The following is an 18497-nucleotide window of genomic DNA, read 5'->3' as shown; positions in this document are numbered from 1 at the left end:
CTCCAGCGGGAGCAAGCTACCTCGCCACGGGGCGGTGACGTCCTTAAGTGAACGGCATTGGCTCATGCACGGGTTTTACAAATCCACAACACACACTTTTTCCTGACCATTGCGTCAAGGCGTAGAATGCGCCGCCTTGCGCTTATTCTTTCTGGACGCTTTGCCTGTGAACCCTGAACTCGACACGCCAACCACCCTCTCCCGCCCGGCTCGGGTTTGCCTGGAGTTCAAGACGCTGCTGGCCCTTGCCCTGCCGATCATGGTGGCGCAACTGGCGACCACCGCCATGGGCTTTGTCGATGCGGTGATGGCCGGTCGTGTCGGCCCGCGGGACCTGGCGGCGGTGGCGCTGGGTAACTCGATCTGGGTGCCGGTGTTTCTATTGATGACCGGCACGCTGCTGGCGACCACACCGAAAGTTGCCCAGCGCTTCGGCGCCGGCACGTTCGAGGAAATCGGTCCGCTGGTGCGCCAGGCGCTCTGGCTGGCGCTGGTGGTGGGGTTGATCGCCACGCTGGCACTGTTCAGCGCCGAGCCGATCCTGCACCTCATGAAGGTCGATCCGCAATTGATCGGCCCCTGCATGGAGTATCTTCGCGGCATCGGCACCGGCCTGCCGGCGGTGGCCCTGTATCACGTGCTCCGCTGTTTCAGCGATGGCCTGGGCCGTACCCGGCCAGCCATGGTGCTGGGCCTGTGCGGCCTGGGGCTGAACATTCCGCTCAATTACATTTTCATTTACGGGCATCTTGGCGTGCCGGCCATGGGCGGTGTCGGTTGCGGCTGGGCCACCGCCATCGTGATGTGGGTCATGGCATTGGGCATGGCCGGCTGGGCACGCTGGGCGCCGGCCTACCGGTCGAGTCGCCTGTTCAGTCGTTTCGACTGGCCGCAATGGGCCGTGATCAAGCGCCTGCTGGGCATCGGTCTGCCAATCGGCATCGCGGTATTTGCCGAGTCGAGTATCTTCGCGGTAATCGCACTGCTGATAGGCAGCCTCGGTGCCACGGTCGTGGCCGGCCACCAGATCGCGCTGAACTTCAGTTCGCTGGTGTTCATGATCCCCTACTCCCTGGGCATGGCCGTGACCGTGCGGGTCGGTCAGGCCCTGGGACGTCGCCAGCCTCGCGAAGCGCGCTTCGCCGCCGGAGTCGGCATGGGCACGGCGCTGGCGTATGCCTGCCTGTCAGCAAGCCTGATGTTCCTGCTGCGTGAGCCCATCGCTGCAATCTACACCGCTGATCCGGTGGTGATCGAAGTGGCCTCGATGCTGATCGTCTATGCAGCGCTGTTTCAATTTTCCGATGCGATCCAGGTGACGGCAGCCGGCGCGTTGCGTGGCTACCAGGACACCCGGGTAACGATGATCCTGACGCTGTTTGCCTATTGGGGCATCGGCCTGCCGGTGGGTTACGCGTTGGGCCTGACCGATTGGCTTGGCACCGCCAGCGGCCCGAGCGGATTGTGGCAAGGCCTGATCGCGGGCTTGAGCTGCGCGGCGCTGATGCTGTCGATCCGCCTGGCACGCAGCGCACGTAAGCAGATCCGCATCAGCCGTCCGGCGGATCAGGCGAGCTTCTTGCGAATCCAGTAGCGGTAGGTCCCGTCCGCCTCGTCCTGGGCCACCAATTCGTGGTCGAGAAACACGCAGAACTTGGGGATGTCGCGGCGGGTCGAGGGGTCCGTGGCAATCACCTTCAACAGGCCGCCAGGGGCCAGGTCGCGAATATGCTGGTGCAGCATCATCACCGGCTCCGGGCAGTTGAGGCCGGTGGCGTCCAGCGTGCCGTCGACCGGCGTGTCGTTCATTTCACTCATGTTCTACTCCTGAAACCGGTCGGTATTGTCGCGCAATGTCGGCGCCCTTAACAGACTCACATCAATTCCTGTGGCGAGGGAGCTTGCTCGCGCTCGGCTGCGTAACAGTCGTCGCTTTTTGGCCAGGGCCTGCTGCGCAGTCCAGCGGGAGCAAGCTCCCTCGCCACAAGAGCGGTGCTGCGGCGCATCAGCGGGACTTGGGCTTCCTTGTATCCAACCGCCGCAGATGGCAGGTCACTTCCTCACGGTCGTGATACAGCTGCTTGCAGCCGATCTCGACCTTGATGCCCCGGGCCTTGAAGCCGTCGGCAATGCGTTCGAGCAGGCGCTTGACCTCGGCGTAACGCTGTTTCATCGGCAGCTTCAGGTTGACCACCGCCTCGCGGCAATGACCTTCGCCGATCCACTCTTCGAGCATGGCCGCGTTGCGCGCCGGTTTCTCGACAATGTCGCAAACCATCCAGTCCACCGGCTGCTTGGGCTTGAAGGTAAAGCCGTCCGCCATCAGGTGCTGCACCAGTCCGGTGTCCATCAGGCTCTCGGCCATCGGACCGTTGTCGATGGCGGTCACCAGCATGCCGCGGTTGACCAATTGCCAGGTCCAACCGCCCGGCGCGGCACCGAGGTCGACGCCGGTCATGTCGCTGTGCAGGCGCTCGTCCCACTGATCGCGGGGGATGAAATGGTGCCAGGCCTCTTCGAGCTTGAGGGTTGAACGACTCGGCGCCTCCCGCGGGAACTTCAGCCGTGGAATGCCCATGGGCCACATCGCCGAGTTATCGGCATCGGCCAGGCCCAGGAACACTTCGCGTCCACTCTTGAAGGTCAGCAACAGGCGCGGCTTATGCGTATCGTCAACCAGTTTGCCGGCTGCGGTCAGCGCCTTGCGCAACGGGCCTTCGAATTTTTTGCAGAAGTTCGACAGTTCCTTGCCATCGTTGGTGTCCACCACTTCCAGCCACAGACTTCCACAGGCCGGGAACGCCGCCATATGGTTCAAGATGACGCTGATGCGATCGGTTTCCGGCAAGTCGATAAAAGTGCCTCGCGCCCATTGGCGCGGAAAAATCAACTCAGCGAAACGCAAGCCGCGCATCAACCGCTCGGCGCCGTCGTTCTCCGTGCAGACGAATTCGGCGCAGGCACTGGCCGGCTTGGCCTTGGCGTAGCCGGCCACGTTGAGTCGCACCGCGTGGTCAGCGATCTCAGAACAGACCTCGCCTTCGAAGCCCGGCCGGCAGTGCATGAAAAGCGTGTTCATTGAAACTCCGTAGCAAAGCCTGTCACGAAAACCGCCGCATGATAGCGGAGTTCTGAACCCCGAACCCGCCGCTGATGTCCTGTGATTAGTCAGAAGCTCAAAACAGGGCTAGGTTAAAGGCTCTGTCCGTCCCGTCAGTCCGTAGCCGTGCGGACTCAAAGGAGTCAATTCAATGCCGTCCCTCGATAGCCTGAAAACCCTTAAAACACTGCAAGTCGACGCCCGGACCTATCACTATTTCAGCCTGCCGGACGCCGCCCGGAGCCTGGGCGAGCTGGACAAGTTGCCCATGTCGCTGAAAGTGCTGCTGGAAAACCTGTTGCGCTGGGAAGATGAAAAAACCGTCACCGGTGCCGACCTCAAGGCCCTGGCCGGCTGGCTCAAGGAGCGGCGCTCGGACCGCGAAATCCAGTACCGCCCGGCCAGGGTCTTGATGCAGGATTTCACCGGCGTTCCCGCCGTAGTCGACCTGGCCGCCATGCGCGCCGCCGTGGAAAAGGCCGGCGGCGATCCGCAGCGGATCAATCCGCTTTCTCCCGTGGACCTGGTGATCGACCATTCGGTGATGGTGGATAAATTCGCCAGCAGCCAGGCCTTCGAGCAGAACGTGGACATCGAAATGCAGCGCAACGGCGAACGCTATGCCTTCCTGCGCTGGGGCCAGAGCGCCTTCGACAATTTCAGCGTGGTGCCGCCGGGCACCGGTATCTGCCATCAGGTCAATCTCGAATACCTGGGCCGCACCGTCTGGACTCGCGAAGAAGACGGCCGCGTCTATGCCTTCCCGGACACCCTGGTGGGTACCGACTCCCATACCACCATGATCAACGGCCTCGGCGTGCTGGGCTGGGGTGTGGGCGGGATCGAGGCCGAAGCAGCCATGCTCGGCCAACCGGTGTCGATGCTGATTCCCGAGGTCATCGGCTTCAAGCTCACCGGCAAGCTGCGTGAAGGCATCACCGCCACTGACCTGGTGCTGACGGTCACACAGATGCTGCGTAAAAAAGGTGTAGTGGGCAAATTCGTCGAATTCTACGGGGATGGCCTCGCCGACCTGCCGCTGGCCGACCGCGCCACTATTGCCAATATGGCCCCGGAATATGGCGCCACTTGTGGCTTCTTCCCCGTAGACGAAGTGACGCTGGATTACCTGCGCCTGTCGGGGCGACCGGCGGAAACCGTGAAGCTGGTGGAAGCTTACTGCAAGGCCCAGGGCCTGTGGCGCCTGCCGGGCCAGGAGCCGGTGTTCACCGACACGCTGGAGCTGGACATGGGCAGCGTCGAGGCCAGCCTCGCCGGGCCGAAACGCCCTCAGGACCGGGTTTCACTGCCTAATGTAGGTCAAGCCTTCAGTGATTTCCTCGGCCTGCAAATCAAACCCACCAGCAAGGAAGAAGGTCGCCTTGAAAGCGAAGGCGGCGGTGGCGTCGCGGTGGGTAATGCAGATCAGGTCGGCGAAGCCGAATACCAGTTCGAAGGCCAGACCCATCGCCTGAAGAACGGCGCAGTCGTAATCGCCGCGATCACGTCTTGCACCAACACCTCCAACCCCAGCGTGATGATGGCCGCCGGCTTGCTGGCGAAAAAAGCCGTGGAGAAAGGCCTGGTCCGCAAACCTTGGGTCAAGAGTTCCCTGGCGCCGGGCTCCAAGGTCGTGACCGATTACTACCAGGCCGCCGGCCTGACCGAATATCTGGACAAGCTCGGCTTTGCCTTGGTCGGTTATGGCTGCACCACCTGCATCGGCAACTCCGGGCCGTTGCCGGAGCCGATCGAAAAGGCTATCCAGAAGGCCGACCTGACCGTGGCCTCGGTGCTGTCGGGCAACCGCAACTTCGAAGGCCGGGTCCATCCGCTGGTAAAAACCAACTGGCTGGCCTCGCCACCGCTGGTGGTCGCCTACGCCTTGGCCGGCACCGTGCGCATTGACATCAGCAGCGAGCCACTGGGCAACGACCGGGATGGCAAGCCGGTGTACCTACGAGACATCTGGCCCAGCAGCCAGGAAGTGGCCGAGGCCGTGGCGCGGGTGAATACCAGCATGTTCCATAAGGAATACGCTGCGGTGTTTGCCGGCGACGAGCAATGGCAGGCCATCGAAGTGCCCCAGGCCGCCACGTACGTCTGGCAGGCCGACTCGACCTACATTCAGCATCCACCGTTCTTTGATGGCATCGGCGGGCCGCCCCCGGTCGTCAGGAATATCGAGGGCGCGCGGGTCCTGGCGCTACTGGGGGACTCGGTGACCACCGACCACATCTCCCCCGCCGGCAATATCAAGGTCGACAGCCCGGCCGGCCGTTACCTGCGCGAACAAGGCGTGGAACCGCGGGACTTCAACTCCTACGGTTCAAGGCGCGGTAACCACCAGGTGATGATGCGCGGCACCTTTGCCAACATCCGTATCCGCAACGAGATGCTCGATGGCGAAGAAGGCGGCAACACGATCTACATCCCCAATGGCGAACGGATGCCGATCTACGATGCCGCCATGCTGTACCAGGCCACCGGCACGCCGCTGGTGGTGATCGCCGGTCAGGAATATGGCACCGGATCGAGCCGGGACTGGGCGGCCAAGGGGACGAACCTGCTGGGCGTAAAAGCGGTGATCGCCGAAAGCTTCGAGCGTATCCACCGCTCCAACCTGGTAGGGATGGGTGTACTGCCGCTGCAATTCAAGCTCGACCAGAACCGCAAGAGCCTGAACCTTACCGGCAAGGAAACTCTGGACATCCTGGGCCTGGATGGGGTCGAACTGACGCCGCGGATGAATCTGCCGCTGGTCATCACCCGCGAAGATGGCCGCCAGGAGCGGATCGAAGTGCTGTGCCGGATCGATACCTTGAATGAGGTGGAATACTTCAAGGCGGGCGGGATCCTGCACTATGTGCTGCGGCAGTTGATAGCCAGCTAGAGTTCGCCCTTGTGGGACCTGTGGGAGCGAGCCTGCTTGCGATAGCGGTGGGTCAGACAACGGGATGTTGCCTGGCAGGGCCCTCATCGCGAGCAGGCTCGCTCCCACAATAGATTCCGGTTGCTCACGCATTCAGCGCTCGACACAGCCCCCCTGTGGGAGCGAGCCTGCTCGCGATAGCGGTGGGTCAGGCAATTGGGATACCTCCTGGCATGGCCTCAGCAAGCATCAATCACCCGACCAGTCGCCGTTTTCGTATCGCCCCACCTATAATCCTTTCCCCTGGCGCTCACGGATAGAGTCGACCAACCGTTCCCCTCCCCTACGCATGAATCTGCCGGGATAACACAATGTGCTCTTTGTGCGGCAAGGCGGCGTCGTAGACGCGGCGGCCACGTTCGCCCAAAGCTTCACTGTCTAAAAGGATGTGATATGCCCGTTCTGCCCTGGCCTTACCTGGCCCTTCTTTCCATCGGCTATGGCCTGGCCCTGGCTTACGGCCAACTGGCCTGGACGGCCGGTATTTCCGTCGCGCTGCTGTTGTTTGCCGGTTACGCGGTACGCCAGCGGGAAATGCCGGTTGGCCGGTTCCTCGGGCATGCCCTGTTCCTACTGATGGCCCTGGCCTTGGCAATGCACTGGATGCCGGGTTTTTTCAACGGTCGGGCCATCGCGGCGCAACGCCTGACCGATGATGCGGCACGCTTCGCCATGTACCTGAATCAGGACAAACCCTTGATCGGCTTCTGGCTGCTGCTGGCCTGCCCCTGGATCATCGGTCGACGCTCGTTGCGTTGGTCCATCTATGCCATCGCCCTCGGGCTGGGCCTGAGCACGGTCCTGGCGCTGGGCGGAGCCTTGTTGCTGGGAATGATCCACTGGGCACCGAAATGGCCGGAACAGGCGTGGATCTGGATTCTCAACAACCTTTTGTTGGTCACGCTGGTGGAGGAAGCACTGTTTCGTGGCTACATTCAAGGAGGGCTGAGTCGGCGCTTCAAGCATTTGCCCCAGGGTGACAATCTCGCATTGCTCCTGGCCTCGCTGCTGTTCGGCCTGGTGCATGCGGGGGCGGGTTGGCAATGGGTCCTGCTGTCGGGCCTGGCGGGTATCGGTTACGGCCTCGCGTATCGCTTTGGCGGCCTCGGCGCGGCGATTGCCACGCACTTTGCGCTGAATCTGCTTCACTTCACCCTGTTTACTTATCCGATGCTGGCGTAGGACCGCAGGGTAAAAATAACCTCAACTAAAACCTGACTACGCCGACAACCCTTCAAAGCCTTGCGGATTTGCACACCATGCGTAACAACCAACCCGTCACACAACGCGAAAGGACCTTCCCGGCCCAGCAACGATTGATCTCCACCACCAATGCCAAAGGTGTGATCACTTACTGTAACGATGCATTTGTCGAGATCAGCGGATTTTCCAGGGAAGAACTGATCCATGCACCGCACAACCTGGTGCGTCACCCTGATGTCCCTTCCGCCGTGTTCGCCCACATGTGGGAAACGCTGAAACAAGGCTTGCCATGGATGGGCATCGTCAAGAATCGCTGCAAGAACGGCGACCATTACTGGGTCAACGCCTACGTTACGCCGGTGTACGAGGGTAACCAGGTGGTGGGCTACGAGTCGGTTCGGGTCAAGCCCACCGCCGAACAGATCGCCCGCGCCGAGGCGCTGTACAAGCGCATCAACCAGGGTAAGCCCGCCGTCCCGAGCAGCGATCGGTGGATTCCGATGCTACAGGACTGGCTGCCGTTCATCCTGGTCAGCCAGTTGAGTTTCGTCGTGGGCGCATTCTTGAACTCCCATTGGGGCTTCGCCCTGGCTGCGGTGCTGTCGGTGCCCCTGGGGCTGCTGGGCCTGCAATGGCAGCAACGCGGGATCAAGCGCCTGCTACGCCTGGCCGAGCAGACCACTTCCGATCCCTTGATCGCGCAGATGTATACCGACAGCCGTGGCGCCCAGGCGCGCCTGGAAATGTCGATCCTCAGTCAGGAGGCTCGCCTGAAGACTTGCCTGACCCGACTGCAGGACACCGCCGAGCACCTGAACGAGCAGGCCCGTCAATCCAACACCCTGGCGCACGACAGCTCCAGCGGCCTGGAACGCCAGCGCCTGGAAACCGAACAGGTTGCCACCGCGGTCAATCAGATGGCCGCGACTACCCAGGAAGTTGCCAGCCACGTGCAACGCACGGCCGACGCCACCCAGGAAGCCAATCGCCTGACCGGGCGCGGACGCGACATCGCCGGGGAAACCCGCGAAGCGATCGAGCGCTTGTCGGTGGTGGTCGGCGAGACCGGCCAGACCGTGACCCAACTGGCCAAGGACAGCGACGAGATCGGCGGTGTGGTGGATGTGATCAAGGGCATCGCCGACCAGACCAACCTGCTGGCACTCAATGCCGCCATCGAAGCGGCTCGTGCCGGCGAGATGGGCCGTGGCTTTGCGGTGGTCGCCGACGAAGTGCGGCAACTGGCACAACGCACCAGCGAGTCCACCGGGCAGATCCATGCCTTGATCGCCAAGCTCCAGCAGACCGCCAACAACGCCGTACAGACCATGGACGCCGGGCATCGCCAGGCCGAGGAAGGCGTGGCGCGGGTGATGGAAGCCGACCAGGCGTTGGTGGGGATCAGCGAAGCGGTCGCCAACATCACCGACATGACCACGCAGATCGCCGCTGCCACCGAGGAACAGAGTTCGGTGGCCGAGGAAATCAGCCGTAACATCAGCAACATTTCGGAACTGGCCGACCAGACCTCGGGCCAGGCCCACAGCTCGGCGCTGCTGAGCGAAGAACTGACCCGCACGGCCAATACGCAATATTCATTGGTGGAGCGGTTCAACCGCTGACGTCAGTTGGCTTGCTAAAAACCCGGACAGCGAAAGCTTCCGGGTTTTTTATTGTCTGGCATACCGCTTTCGCGAGCAGGCTCGCTCCCACGGAGGCTGAATGCATTCCAATGTAGGAGCGGGCCTGCTCGCGATGAGGCCAGACCAGACACTATCAATGACGAAGAAGAAACCCAGCCACCGCCTGCGCAGCCGTCTCCAGATGCTGCCCATGACTGAACCCCGAAGCCTTCAGCGGCTTCAGATCATGATCTCCCGCCTCAAGCCACAACACCTCGATATTCGCTGACAGCGCATACCCTGCCACCGCCTCACGATTGCCCAGCGCATCGCGCTCGCCCTGGACGATCAGGGTCGGGGTTCTCAACGCGGCCAGATGCTCAACCCGCGGTTTCTCCGGTTTGCCCGCCGCATAAAACGGATACCCCAGGCACACCAGCGCGTCGCAGCCCAGCTCTTCGGCCAGCAGACTCGCCATTCGCCCGCCCATGGACTTGCCACCGATAGCCAGCCGCCCAGCGACATAAAGTCGCACCGTGGCGTACACCTCGCGCCAGCATTCCAGCAGCTTGGGGGCGGTGTTGGGTGGGCGTTTGCCACCGTCCAGCCGCCGTTGGGCCATGTAGGGAAATTCGAAGCGCAACACGTTCACCCCATGCGCAGCAAGGCGCGCGGCCATTTCGTTCATGAAGCCGCTGTCCATCGGCGCGCCGGCGCCGTGGGCGAGGATCAGGGTGGGCACCCCGCTACCCGCGTCCGATTGCGCACGCGTCCACAGCCAACCGTGCTGCTGCACACACTGCGCCCATTGATCCCCGTCAATACTGGCCTTGTGCTGTTTCTCCATGCTTGCCTCGCTTTCAGTCTGCCTATAACTCCAGGCGAAGCACGCGGCACTGCCTTGGGCAGGCGCTCACTTCGGCTGAACCGTGGATGGGGAACCATGAACACTTCTATCAGTACCGCCTACAACTACAAGGTGGTCCGCCAATTCGCCATTATGACGGTGGTGTGGGGCATCGTCGGCATGGGGCTCGGGGTTTTTCTCGCTGCCCAATTGGTCTGGCCACAGCTCAACTTCGATTTGCCCTGGACCAGCTTCGGCCGCCTGCGTCCGCTGCACACCAACGCGGTGATCTTCGCCTTCGGTGGCTGCGCGCTGTTCGCCAGTTCGTTCTATTCGGTGCAGCGCACCTGCCAGACCCAGCTGTTTGCACCGAAAATCGCCGCATTCTGCTTCTGGGGCTGGCAACTGGTGATCCTGCTGGCAGCTATCAGCCTGCCGCTGGGCTACACCAGTTCCAAGGAATACGCCGAGCTGGAATGGCCGATCGACATCCTGATCACCATTGTCTGGGTCGCCTACGCCATCGTTTTCTTCGGCACGGTGGCCAAGCGCAACACCAAGCACATCTATGTCGGTAACTGGTTCTTTGGCGGGTTCATCCTGACCGTGGCGATCCTGCACATCGTCAACAACCTGGAACTGCCGGTGAGCTTCACCAAGTCGTACTCGCTGTACGCCGGGGCCACCGACGCGATGGTGCAATGGTGGTACGGGCACAACGCTGTAGGTTTCTTCCTGACGGCAGGGTTCCTGGGGATGATGTACTACTTCGTGCCGAAACAGGCCGAGCGTCCGGTGTATTCCTATCGCCTGTCCATCGTCCACTTCTGGGCGCTGATCACTTTGTACATCTGGGCCGGTCCGCACCACCTGCATTACACCGCGCTGCCGGACTGGGCGCAGTCCCTGGGCATGGTGATGTCGCTGATCCTGCTGGCACCGAGCTGGGGCGGCATGATCAACGGCATGATGACCCTCTCGGGCGCCTGGCATAAATTGCGCAGCGACCCGATCCTGCGCTTCCTGGTGGTGTCCCTGGCGTTCTACGGCATGTCGACCTTCGAAGGTCCGATGATGGCGATCAAGACCGTCAACGCCCTGTCCCACTACACCGACTGGACCATCGGCCACGTACACGCCGGTGCACTGGGCTGGGTGGCGATGATTTCCATCGGCGCGCTGTACCACATGATCCCGAAAGTCTTCGGCCGGCAACAAATGCACAGCATCGGCCTGATCAACGCGCACTTCTGGCTCGCGACCATCGGTACCGTGCTCTACATCGCCTCGATGTGGGTCAACGGCATCGCCCAGGGCCTGATGTGGCGCGCAGTGAACGAGGACGGCACGCTGACCTACTCCTTCGTCGAAACCCTGGTGGCCAGCCACCCAGGCTTCGTCGTGCGGTTGGCCGGCGGTTCGATCTTCCTCGTAGGCATGCTGCTGATGGCCTACAACACCTGGCGCACTGTGCGGGCCTACCGGCCTGCCGAAGCCGCCGCTGCCGCGCAGATGGCCTGAGGAGTCCGCCATGAAACACGAAACAATCGAAAAAAACGTCGGCCTGCTGATGCTGTTGATGGTCCTGGCCGTGAGCATCGGCGGCCTGACCCAGATCGTCCCGCTGTTCTTCCAGGACGTGACCAACAAGCCGGTGGACGGCATGAAGCCCTACACCGCCCTGCAACTGGAAGGCCGTGACATCTACATCCGCGAAGGCTGCGTCGGCTGCCACTCGCAAATGATCCGGCCGTTCCGCGCCGAGACCGAGCGCTACGGCCACTACTCGGTCGCTGGCGAAAGCGTCTGGGACCACCCGTTCCTGTGGGGCTCCAAGCGCACCGGGCCGGATCTGGCGCGGGTTGGCGCACGCTATTCCGATGACTGGCACCGTGCGCACCTGTACAACCCGCGCAACGTCGTGCCCGAGTCGAAAATGCCGGCCTACCCGTGGCTGGTGACCCAGACGGTGGACAGCAGCCACACCGAAGCCAAGCTGCGCGCCATGCGCACCCTGGGCGTGCCATACACCGACGAAGACATCAGCGCCAGCGTGGCCTCGCTCAAGGGCAAGACCGAAATGGACGCACTGGTGGCCTATCTGCAAGTGCTCGGCACTGCCATCAAGAGCAAGAGGTAAGCCCCATGTTCCTTGAAATGAGCACTGGAATGATCCGCGGCCTGGGCACGGTCGTGGTGTTCGTGGCCTTCATCGGCCTGACCCTGTGGGTCTTCAGCAGCAAGCGCGGCCCGGAATTCGCCCAGGCGCGCCTGCTGCCGTTCGCCGACGAACCGCCCGCCGACAATGCCAATCCCCAAGCCCCTGCAACAAGGAGTACCCGGCCATGACCACCTTCTGGAGTACGTGGATCTGCGTACTGACCCTCGGCAGCCTGATCGGCCTGACCTGGCTGCTGATCGGCACCCGCAAGGGCGAGACCAAGGGCAGCGTCGACCAGACCATGGGCCACAGCTTCGACGGCATCGAGGAATACGACAACCCGCTGCCGCAATGGTGGTTCCTGCTGTTCGCCGGCACCCTGGTGTTCTCGGTCGGCTATCTGGTCCTTTATCCGGGGCTGGGCAATTGGAAAGGCATCCTGCCGGGCTATGAAAATGGTTGGACCGGCGCCCACGAATGGGAAAAGGAAATGGCCAAGGCGGACGCGAAGTTCGGGCCGATCTTTGCCAAGTTCGCGGCGATGCCCGTGGAAGAAGTCGCCAAGGACCCGCAAGCCCTGAAAATGGGCGGTCGCCTGTTCGCCTCCAACTGCTCGGTCTGCCATGGCTCCGATGCCAAGGGTGCCTTCGGCTTCCCGAACCTGGCCGACAGCAACTGGCGCTGGGGCGGCGCGGCCGACACCATCAAGGCCACCATCATGGGCGGACGCATGGCAGCGATGCCGGCCTGGGGCGAAGTGTTGGGCGATGCCGGGGTCAAGAACGTCGCCGCCTATGTGCGCCATGAGCTGGCAGGCCTGCCACTGTCCGCTGACAGCGGTGCCGACCTGCAAGCCGGCCAGCAGGCATTCAGCACCACTTGCGTCGCCTGCCATGGGGCCAACGGCCAGGGCAACGAAGCCATGGGCGCGCCGAACCTGACGCAGCCGGCCGGCTTCATCTATGGCACCAGCCTGGCGCAGTTGCAGCAAACCATTCGCCATGGGCGCCAGGGTCATATGCCGGCGCAGAGCGAGTTGCTGGGCAATGACAAGGTGCAACTGCTCGCCGCGTACGTCTACAGCCTCTCGAAGGGGAACGAGCAGTTGAGCGGCGAGCCGCAAGCTTCAAGCATCAAGTAAAGGCAAAGCAAGAGCTGCAGGCGACGAACACTCGCTTGCAGCTTGCAGCTCGAAACTCGCAGCTGCTTCTTTTTGTCGCACCCTTCCAAAGTCTGCCTTTCGGTTCCTCCGAATCGGGTCTAAGCTTACCTCAGCGTGCACTGGCGACTGCCGGTTTCAGGTCGACCCGACCCGATGTGTTCGACAATCGTTCGAAAAAACGCCGTAAAGACAGGCAGATACCGGCCACGCGACAGCGGCCAGGTCTCGACTGAACGTCCTGTTTGAACACACCCCGTTACAAGCGACCCGACCCCCTCGCCTCTTTCCTTCGTTGCGACATTTTGCCGAGCGGCGATTTTGTCCCTACACGGAACATGGAAAGGCCGCAGAATCAGCGTTGGAAAGCATTGACCGAGGTCATGGCGCGTTGCAATGACCCCCCGCTTTCTCCATACTTGCGACCGATTTTTATCCTAATAAAACACCCAAACCGTGGAACCTTAGAATGAGCACAGCAATCAGTCCGACTGCTTATAACTATAAGGTAGTCCGCCAGTTCGCCATCATGACGGTGGTCTGGGGGATCCTTGGCATGGGGCTTGGTGTCTTCATCGCTTCGCAACTGGTGTGGCCGGAGTTGAACTTCGATCTGCCATGGACGACGTTTGGACGCCTGCGCCCGCTGCACACTAACCTGGTGATCTTCGCCTTCGGTGGATGTGCGTTGTTTGCCACTTCTTACTACGTCGTGCAGCGAACCTGCCAAACGCGACTGATTTCCGATAGCCTCGCCGCCTTTACCTTCTGGGGTTGGCAAGCGGTCATCGTCGGCGCCATCGTGACCTTGCCAATGGGCTTGACCACCACCAAGGAATACGCGGAGCTGGAATGGCCGCTGGCGATCCTGCTGGCCATTGTCTGGGTGACCTACGGCCTGGTGTTCTTCGGCACCATCGTCAAGCGCAAGACCAAGCACATCTACGTCGGTAACTGGTTCTACGGTGCGTTCATCGTCGTGACCGCCATGCTGCACATCGTCAACCACATGTCGCTCCCGGTCAGCCTGTTCAAGTCGTACTCGGCCTACTCGGGCGCGACCGATGCGATGATCCAGTGGTGGTACGGCCACAACGCGGTGGGTTTCTTCCTGACCACCGGCTTCCTGGGGATGATGTACTACTTCGTGCCGAAACAGGCCGAGCGTCCGATCTATTCCTATCGACTGTCCATCGTGCACTTCTGGGCGCTGATCACCCTGTACATCTGGGCCGGTCCGCACCACCTGCACTACACCGCGCTGCCGGACTGGGCACAGTCCCTGGGCATGGCCATGTCGATCATCCTGCTGGCGCCAAGCTGGGGCGGCATGATCAACGGCATGATGACCCTGTCGGGTGCCTGGCATAAGCTTCGCACCGACCCGATCCTGCGTTTCCTGGTGGTGTCCCTGGCGTTTTACGGCATGTCGACCTTCGAAGGCCCGATGATGGCCATCAAGACCGTGAACTCCCTGAGTCACTACACCGACTGGACCATTGGCCACGTACACGCCGGTGCGCTCGGCTGGGTCGCGATGATCTCCATTGGCGCCATCTACCACATGATTCCGAAGCTGTTCGGGCGTGCGCAGATGCACAGCACCGGTCTGATCAACGCGCATTTCTGGCTTGCGACCATCGGTACCGTGCTCTACATCGCCTCGATGTGGGTCAACGGCATCACCCAGGGCCTGATGTGGCGCGCGATCAACGACGACGGCACCCTGACCTATTCGTTCGTTGAAGCGCTGCAAGCCAGCCACCCTGGTTTCATCGTACGTGCCCTGGGCGGTGCGTTCTTCGCCAGCGGCATGCTGCTGATGGCCTACAACGTGTATCGCACCGTTCGTGCCTCTGACCCGGCTGAAGCTGAAGCCGCCGCCAAGATCGCCGTAGTTGGAGCTCACTGATGAAGCACGAAGCAGTAGAGAAGAATATCGGCCTGCTGGCCTTCTTCATGGTCATCGCCGTGAGCATCGGCGGCTTGACCCAGATCGTTCCGCTGTTCTTCCAGGACGTCACCAACAAGCCGGTCGAGGGCATGAAGCCGCGTACCGCCCTTGAACTGGAAGGCCGCGACATCTACATCGCCAACGGCTGTGTCGGCTGCCACTCGCAGATGATCCGTCCGTTCCGCGCCGAGACCGAACGCTATGGCCACTACTCGGTCGCTGGCGAAAGCGTCTGGGACCACCCGTTCCTGTGGGGTTCCAAGCGTACCGGCCCGGACCTGGCCCGTGTTGGCGGCCGTTACTCCGACGACTGGCACCGTGCGCACTTGTACAACCCGCGCAACGTGGTGCCCGAGTCGAAAATGCCGGCCTACCCGTTTCTCGTAGAAAACAAGCTCGACGGCAAAGACACCGCGAAAAAAATGGAAGTCCTGCGCACCCTGGGCGTGCCTTACACCGACGAAGACATCGCCGGGGCCAAGGATGCCGTCAAGGGCAAGACTGAAATGGACGCGCTGGTGGCCTATCTGCAAGGCCTGGGCACCATCATCAAAAGCAAACGGTGATTGTTAATGGATATCGGGATGATTCGTGGCCTGGGTACCGTCATCGTGATGGTGGCTTTTATCGGCCTGGCCCTGTGGGTGTTCAGCCCCAAGCGCAAGTCGGAGTTTGACGACGCGACCTTGCTGCCGTTCGCGGATGATCCCGAAGCCATCAAGCACGTCGAGCAAGCTTCTAGGAGTAATAAAGAATGACTACGTTCTGGAGTCTGTACGTCACAGTCCTCAGCCTGGGAACGATCTTCGCCCTGACCTGGCTGCTGCTGTCGACCCGCAAGGGCCAACGCAGCGAAGCCACTGAAGAAACGGTCGGCCACTCCTTCGACGGGATCGAGGAGTACGACAACCCGCTGCCGAAATGGTGGTTCATGCTGTTCGTCGGCACCATCGTGTTCGCCCTTGGCTACCTGGTGCTCTACCCTGGTCTGGGCAACTGGAAAGGCCTGCTGCCAGGCTATAACTACCTGGACACCGAAAAGCAGACCGCCTTCGCCAACGGCCAGACCGGCTGGACCGGCGTTCACGAGTGGGAAAAGGAAATGGCGCGCTCGGACGCCAAGTTCGGTCCGATCTTCGCCAAGTTCGCGTCCATGCCTATCGAAGAAGTCGCCAAGGACCCGCAAGCCCTGAAGATGGGGGGCCGCCTGTTCGCCTCTAACTGCTCGGTCTGCCATGGTTCCGACGCCAAGGGTGCCTACGGCTTCCCGAACCTGACCGACGCCGACTGGCGCTGGGGCGGTGAGCCGGAAACCATCAAGACCACCATCATGGGCGGTCGTCACGCGGTGATGCCGGGTTGGGCTGCCGTGGTTGGCGAGCAAGGCGTTGCCGACGTCGCCTCGTACCTGGTGACCGGCCTGCACGGTCGCAAACTGCCGGAAGGCGCGAAAGCCGACCCGGCCAACGGCCAGAAACTGTTCGCCGCCAACTGCGTGGCCTGCCACGGTCCGGCCGGCAAGGGCACGCCCGCCATGGGCGCACCTGACCTGACGCATCCGGCAGGGTTCATCTACGGTTCGAGCTTCGCTCAACTGCAGCAGACCATCCGCTACGGTCGCCAGGGCCAGATGCCGGCCCAGGCCGACCTGCAGGGCAACGACAAGGTCCACTTGCTGGCCGCGTATGTCTACAGCCTGTCCCACGGCGAAAAGGCCCCGGCCGCTGACGCCCAGTAACGGGAAAACCTGATGTACAGAAGGCCCCGCCAATCAGTTGGCGGGGCCTTTTTTCTTGCCGCCCCTTCACTCAAGTAGTAACGTGCCTACATTCAGATTCCATGAGGGCACTTCGATGTCCATCACCACTATTTCCAGCCGCGAATTCAACCACGACACAAGTGGTGCCAAAAAAGCCAGCCGGGAGGGGCCGGTGATCATCACCGACCGTGGCAAGCCAGCCCATGTGCTGCTAAGCATTGAGGAGTACCAGAAACTGACCGGCATGGGCATCAGCATTGTCGAGTTGCTGGTCATGCCCGATGCGCCGGATATCGATTTCGACACCGAGCGTGCCGTCATCACTCCCCGCTCGGTAGACCTGTCCTGAATGTTCTTACTCGATACCAACGTCATTTCGGAACTGCGCAAACCTCAAGCAGATAGAAACGTCCAAGCCTGGGCGCGCAGCGTTCCTGCCCCCAGCCTGTACGTTTCGGCAATTACCTTACTGGAACTGGAAACCGGTGTGTTGCGCTTCGAACGCAAAGACCCGGTTCAAGGCAGCCGCTTGCGTGAATGGCTGGATAACCATGTCATGCCCGCGTTTGCAGGTAGAATCCTGACGGTCGACCGCGCCGTCGCGCTGCGCTGCGCCCGGCTGCATGTACCGGACCGCAGCAATGAATGCGACGCGCTGATAGCCGCAACCGCATTGGTCCATGGATTGACCGTGGTTACCCGCAACGTGAACGATTTCCAAAACAGTGGCGTGGCGCTGCTCAATCCGTGGTCAAGCTGAAATAACGTTACGACGGACTCTCAATTCATCGCCAAGGAGACAGGCGTAGTGGTAGGTATCAACCTCTTCAAGCAGATGGCCGTCAAACGTCCGGGTCTCCGGCATGTCTGACGCACTCTGGGCCGCCCGCCTGGGCGATGCGCTGGAGCATACCTCGATGATGGCCGACATCCTCGGCGGGGTGCTGGAGGTGGCGGCTAACATTGCGATCACGGCCGTGGCGACGGCGGCGGTGGTTGCCGCCACCGGCATCACGGTGGCGACCGGGGGCCTGGGCTGCTTTTTGCTCGGCGCGGTCGTCGGCGCCGTAGTGGGCCTGGCCATGAGCAAGACCGGGGCGGACAAAGGGTTAAGTAACATTTGCGAGGGCATCGGCAACGCGCTCTTCCCGCCCACGGTGCAGGCCAACATCCTCACCGGTGCCACCGACACCCTGACCAACAACATCCCCGCCGCCCGCGCCGCCGGGGCGATTCAGTCCCATGTCGCGCCGGCCGGTACAGAGCTGGAAGAACCCGAGGCCGAGCCCAGTTACCTGGACATGGCCGAGAGTTTCTTCTCGCAGATGTGGCGCCCCACCGTCGCCACCCCCGCCCCCGGCGCGGTGCCCAAGCCGTTGGACATGATCGTGTGCATGAAGCACCCGCCGATGCCGCCGCAGTTCCTGGCCGAAGGCTCGGACAAGGTCACCATCAACGGCCAGCCCGCCGTGCGCAGCGGCGACCGCAGCACCTGCGACGCCAAGGTGGTGTCGTCGGGGCTGATTTCCTCCAACGTCACCATTGGCGGCGGTTCAGTGGTGGTGCGCGAGATTCGCAGTGGCAAGACGCCGGGCGTGGGATTGGCGGTGACCGCGCTGCTGATGCTCAAGGGTGGCAAGGGCAAGTTCTTCAGCAAGCTGCCGTGCATGCTGGTGAGTGGCGCCGCATCCATGGCGGTCAGCAGTGCGATGGGCGCGGCGGCCAATGCGGCCATGGGCTCGTCGAATCCGGTGCATGCG

Annotated in this window: 18 protein-coding genes; 15 read left to right on the top strand and 3 right to left on the bottom strand. The window is 62.0% G+C overall.

Annotated elements, in window-relative coordinates; genetic code table 11:
• The first annotated feature begins 166 nt into the window (after positions 1 to 166).
• Positions 167 to 1594, top strand: coding sequence for an MATE family efflux transporter (locus tag ACLEJR_RS21870; RefSeq protein ID WP_440816439.1), 1428 nt, complete (start codon positions 167 to 169; stop codon positions 1592 to 1594).
• Here ACLEJR_RS21870 and tusA read toward each other — a convergent pair.
• Together tusA and rlmM are read right to left on the bottom strand one after the other, a co-directional pair.
• Positions 1567 to 1818, bottom strand: coding sequence for a sulfurtransferase TusA (gene tusA / locus ACLEJR_RS21865; protein WP_440795178.1), 252 nt, complete (start codon positions 1816 to 1818; stop codon positions 1567 to 1569). The two genes, ACLEJR_RS21870 and tusA, sit on opposite strands and share 28 nt — an antisense overlap.
• Positions 1819 to 2005: 187 nt before the next feature.
• On the bottom strand, positions 2006 to 3079 hold the full coding sequence (gene rlmM / locus ACLEJR_RS21860) for a 23S rRNA (cytidine(2498)-2'-O)-methyltransferase RlmM (RefSeq protein ID WP_440816437.1): 1074 nt from the start codon (positions 3077 to 3079) through the stop codon (positions 2006 to 2008).
• 172 nt (positions 3080 to 3251) lie between these two features.
• Here rlmM and acnA point away from each other — a divergent pair, with 172 nt between their 5' ends.
• The 3 genes from acnA to ACLEJR_RS21845 all read left to right on the top strand — a co-directional run bounded on the left by acnA (position 3252) and on the right by ACLEJR_RS21845 (position 8857).
• On the top strand, positions 3252 to 5993 hold the full coding sequence (gene acnA, locus ACLEJR_RS21855; RefSeq protein WP_440795174.1) for an aconitate hydratase AcnA: 2742 nt from the start codon (positions 3252 to 3254) through the stop codon (positions 5991 to 5993).
• 432 nt (positions 5994 to 6425) lie between these two features.
• On the top strand, positions 6426 to 7214 hold the full coding sequence (locus tag ACLEJR_RS21850) for a lysostaphin resistance A-like protein (RefSeq protein ID WP_440795172.1): 789 nt from the start codon (positions 6426 to 6428) through the stop codon (positions 7212 to 7214).
• A 77-nt stretch (positions 7215 to 7291) separates the two neighbouring features.
• Positions 7292 to 8857, top strand: a complete 1566-nt coding sequence (locus ACLEJR_RS21845; RefSeq protein WP_440795170.1) for a methyl-accepting chemotaxis protein — start codon at positions 7292 to 7294, stop codon at positions 8855 to 8857.
• Between the two features lie 154 nt (positions 8858 to 9011).
• On the opposite strand, the gene ACLEJR_RS21840 is transcribed toward ACLEJR_RS21845, so the two are convergent.
• Positions 9012 to 9704 (bottom strand): alpha/beta family hydrolase, encoded by a 693-nt coding sequence (locus ACLEJR_RS21840; RefSeq protein WP_440795168.1) that lies wholly within the window; start codon positions 9702 to 9704, stop codon positions 9012 to 9014.
• 96 nt (positions 9705 to 9800) lie between these two features.
• On the opposite strand from ACLEJR_RS21840, the gene ccoN (ACLEJR_RS21835) reads away from it, so the two are divergent.
• The 11 genes from ccoN (ACLEJR_RS21835) to ACLEJR_RS21785 all read left to right on the top strand — a co-directional run.
• Complete coding sequence (gene ccoN, locus ACLEJR_RS21835) at positions 9801 to 11225, top strand: cytochrome-c oxidase, cbb3-type subunit I (RefSeq protein WP_440795166.1); 1425 nt, start codon at positions 9801 to 9803, stop codon at positions 11223 to 11225.
• Between the two features lie 10 nt (positions 11226 to 11235).
• Positions 11236 to 11844 (top strand): cytochrome-c oxidase, cbb3-type subunit II, encoded by a 609-nt coding sequence (ccoO, locus tag ACLEJR_RS21830; protein WP_440795164.1) that lies wholly within the window; start codon positions 11236 to 11238, stop codon positions 11842 to 11844.
• Positions 11845 to 11849: 5 nt separating this feature from the next.
• Positions 11850 to 12053 (top strand): cbb3-type cytochrome oxidase subunit 3, encoded by a 204-nt coding sequence (locus ACLEJR_RS21825; protein ID WP_440795162.1) that lies wholly within the window; start codon positions 11850 to 11852, stop codon positions 12051 to 12053.
• Positions 12050 to 13006 (top strand): cytochrome-c oxidase, cbb3-type subunit III, encoded by a 957-nt coding sequence (ccoP, locus tag ACLEJR_RS21820; protein ID WP_440816434.1) that lies wholly within the window; start codon positions 12050 to 12052, stop codon positions 13004 to 13006. Before ACLEJR_RS21825 ends, ccoP (ACLEJR_RS21820) begins: the two co-directional genes overlap by 4 nt.
• Before the next feature lie 487 nt (positions 13007 to 13493).
• The gene (gene ccoN / locus ACLEJR_RS21815; RefSeq protein WP_440795158.1) at positions 13494 to 14936 is read left to right on the top strand and encodes a cytochrome-c oxidase, cbb3-type subunit I; all 1443 of its coding nucleotides are present in this window, start codon (positions 13494 to 13496) and stop codon (positions 14934 to 14936) included.
• The gene (gene ccoO / locus ACLEJR_RS21810; protein ID WP_003199605.1) at positions 14936 to 15544 is read left to right on the top strand and encodes a cytochrome-c oxidase, cbb3-type subunit II; all 609 of its coding nucleotides are present in this window, start codon (positions 14936 to 14938) and stop codon (positions 15542 to 15544) included. The genes ccoN (ACLEJR_RS21815) and ccoO (ACLEJR_RS21810) overlap by 1 nt, the downstream gene beginning before the upstream one ends.
• Before the next feature lie 6 nt (positions 15545 to 15550).
• The gene (locus ACLEJR_RS21805; protein ID WP_440795155.1) at positions 15551 to 15736 is read left to right on the top strand and encodes a cbb3-type cytochrome oxidase subunit 3; all 186 of its coding nucleotides are present in this window, start codon (positions 15551 to 15553) and stop codon (positions 15734 to 15736) included.
• Positions 15733 to 16716, top strand: coding sequence for a cytochrome-c oxidase, cbb3-type subunit III (ccoP, locus tag ACLEJR_RS21800; protein ID WP_440795153.1), 984 nt, complete (start codon positions 15733 to 15735; stop codon positions 16714 to 16716). The genes ACLEJR_RS21805 and ccoP (ACLEJR_RS21800) overlap by 4 nt, the downstream gene beginning before the upstream one ends.
• Before the next feature lie 115 nt (positions 16717 to 16831).
• The gene (locus tag ACLEJR_RS21795) at positions 16832 to 17086 is read left to right on the top strand and encodes a type II toxin-antitoxin system Phd/YefM family antitoxin (protein ID WP_440816432.1); all 255 of its coding nucleotides are present in this window, start codon (positions 16832 to 16834) and stop codon (positions 17084 to 17086) included.
• On the top strand, positions 17087 to 17497 hold the full coding sequence (locus tag ACLEJR_RS21790) for a type II toxin-antitoxin system VapC family toxin (protein ID WP_440816429.1): 411 nt from the start codon (positions 17087 to 17089) through the stop codon (positions 17495 to 17497).
• Positions 17498 to 17600: 103 nt separating this feature from the next.
• On the top strand, positions 17601 to 18497 hold an 897-nt coding region (locus ACLEJR_RS21785; RefSeq protein WP_440816427.1), incomplete at its 3' end, for a PAAR domain-containing protein.

It is taken from the genome of Pseudomonas sp. SMN5 (genome assembly GCF_052041925.1).
In the GTDB taxonomy this organism is placed as follows: domain Bacteria; phylum Pseudomonadota; class Gammaproteobacteria; order Pseudomonadales; family Pseudomonadaceae; genus Aquipseudomonas.
Note: the sequence above shows the minus strand (reverse complement) of the source record. Positions and strands in the feature narration are given on the sequence as shown.

Bases quoted from the DNA above. Each gene is read 5' to 3' on its own strand.
- ACLEJR_RS21825 (WP_440795162.1), top strand. From the start codon at position 11,850: ATGTTCCTTGAAATGAGCACTGGAATGATCCGCGGCCTGGGCACGGTC.
- ccoN (WP_440795166.1), top strand. From the start codon at position 9,801: ATGAACACTTCTATCAGTACCGCCTACAACTACAAGGTGGTCCGCCAA.
- ccoP (WP_440816434.1), top strand. From the start codon at position 12,050: ATGACCACCTTCTGGAGTACGTGGATCTGCGTACTGACCCTCGGCAGC.
- ACLEJR_RS21795 (WP_440816432.1), top strand. From the start codon at position 16,832: ATGTCCATCACCACTATTTCCAGCCGCGAATTCAACCACGACACAAGT.
- ccoN (WP_440795158.1), top strand. From the start codon at position 13,494: ATGAGCACAGCAATCAGTCCGACTGCTTATAACTATAAGGTAGTCCGC.
- ACLEJR_RS21840 (WP_440795168.1), bottom strand. From the start codon at position 9,704: ATGGAGAAACAGCACAAGGCCAGTATTGACGGGGATCAATGGGCGCAG.
- ACLEJR_RS21805 (WP_440795155.1), top strand. From the start codon at position 15,551: ATGGATATCGGGATGATTCGTGGCCTGGGTACCGTCATCGTGATGGTG.
- ACLEJR_RS21790 (WP_440816429.1), top strand. From the start codon at position 17,087: ATGTTCTTACTCGATACCAACGTCATTTCGGAACTGCGCAAACCTCAA.
- ccoP (WP_440795153.1), top strand. From the start codon at position 15,733: ATGACTACGTTCTGGAGTCTGTACGTCACAGTCCTCAGCCTGGGAACG.
- ccoO (WP_003199605.1), top strand. From the start codon at position 14,936: ATGAAGCACGAAGCAGTAGAGAAGAATATCGGCCTGCTGGCCTTCTTC.
- ACLEJR_RS21845 (WP_440795170.1), top strand. From the start codon at position 7,292: ATGCGTAACAACCAACCCGTCACACAACGCGAAAGGACCTTCCCGGCC.
- acnA (WP_440795174.1), top strand. From the start codon at position 3,252: ATGCCGTCCCTCGATAGCCTGAAAACCCTTAAAACACTGCAAGTCGAC.
- ACLEJR_RS21850 (WP_440795172.1), top strand. From the start codon at position 6,426: ATGCCCGTTCTGCCCTGGCCTTACCTGGCCCTTCTTTCCATCGGCTAT.
- ccoO (WP_440795164.1), top strand. From the start codon at position 11,236: ATGAAACACGAAACAATCGAAAAAAACGTCGGCCTGCTGATGCTGTTG.
- rlmM (WP_440816437.1), bottom strand. From the start codon at position 3,079: ATGAACACGCTTTTCATGCACTGCCGGCCGGGCTTCGAAGGCGAGGTC.
- tusA (WP_440795178.1), bottom strand. From the start codon at position 1,818: ATGAGTGAAATGAACGACACGCCGGTCGACGGCACGCTGGACGCCACC.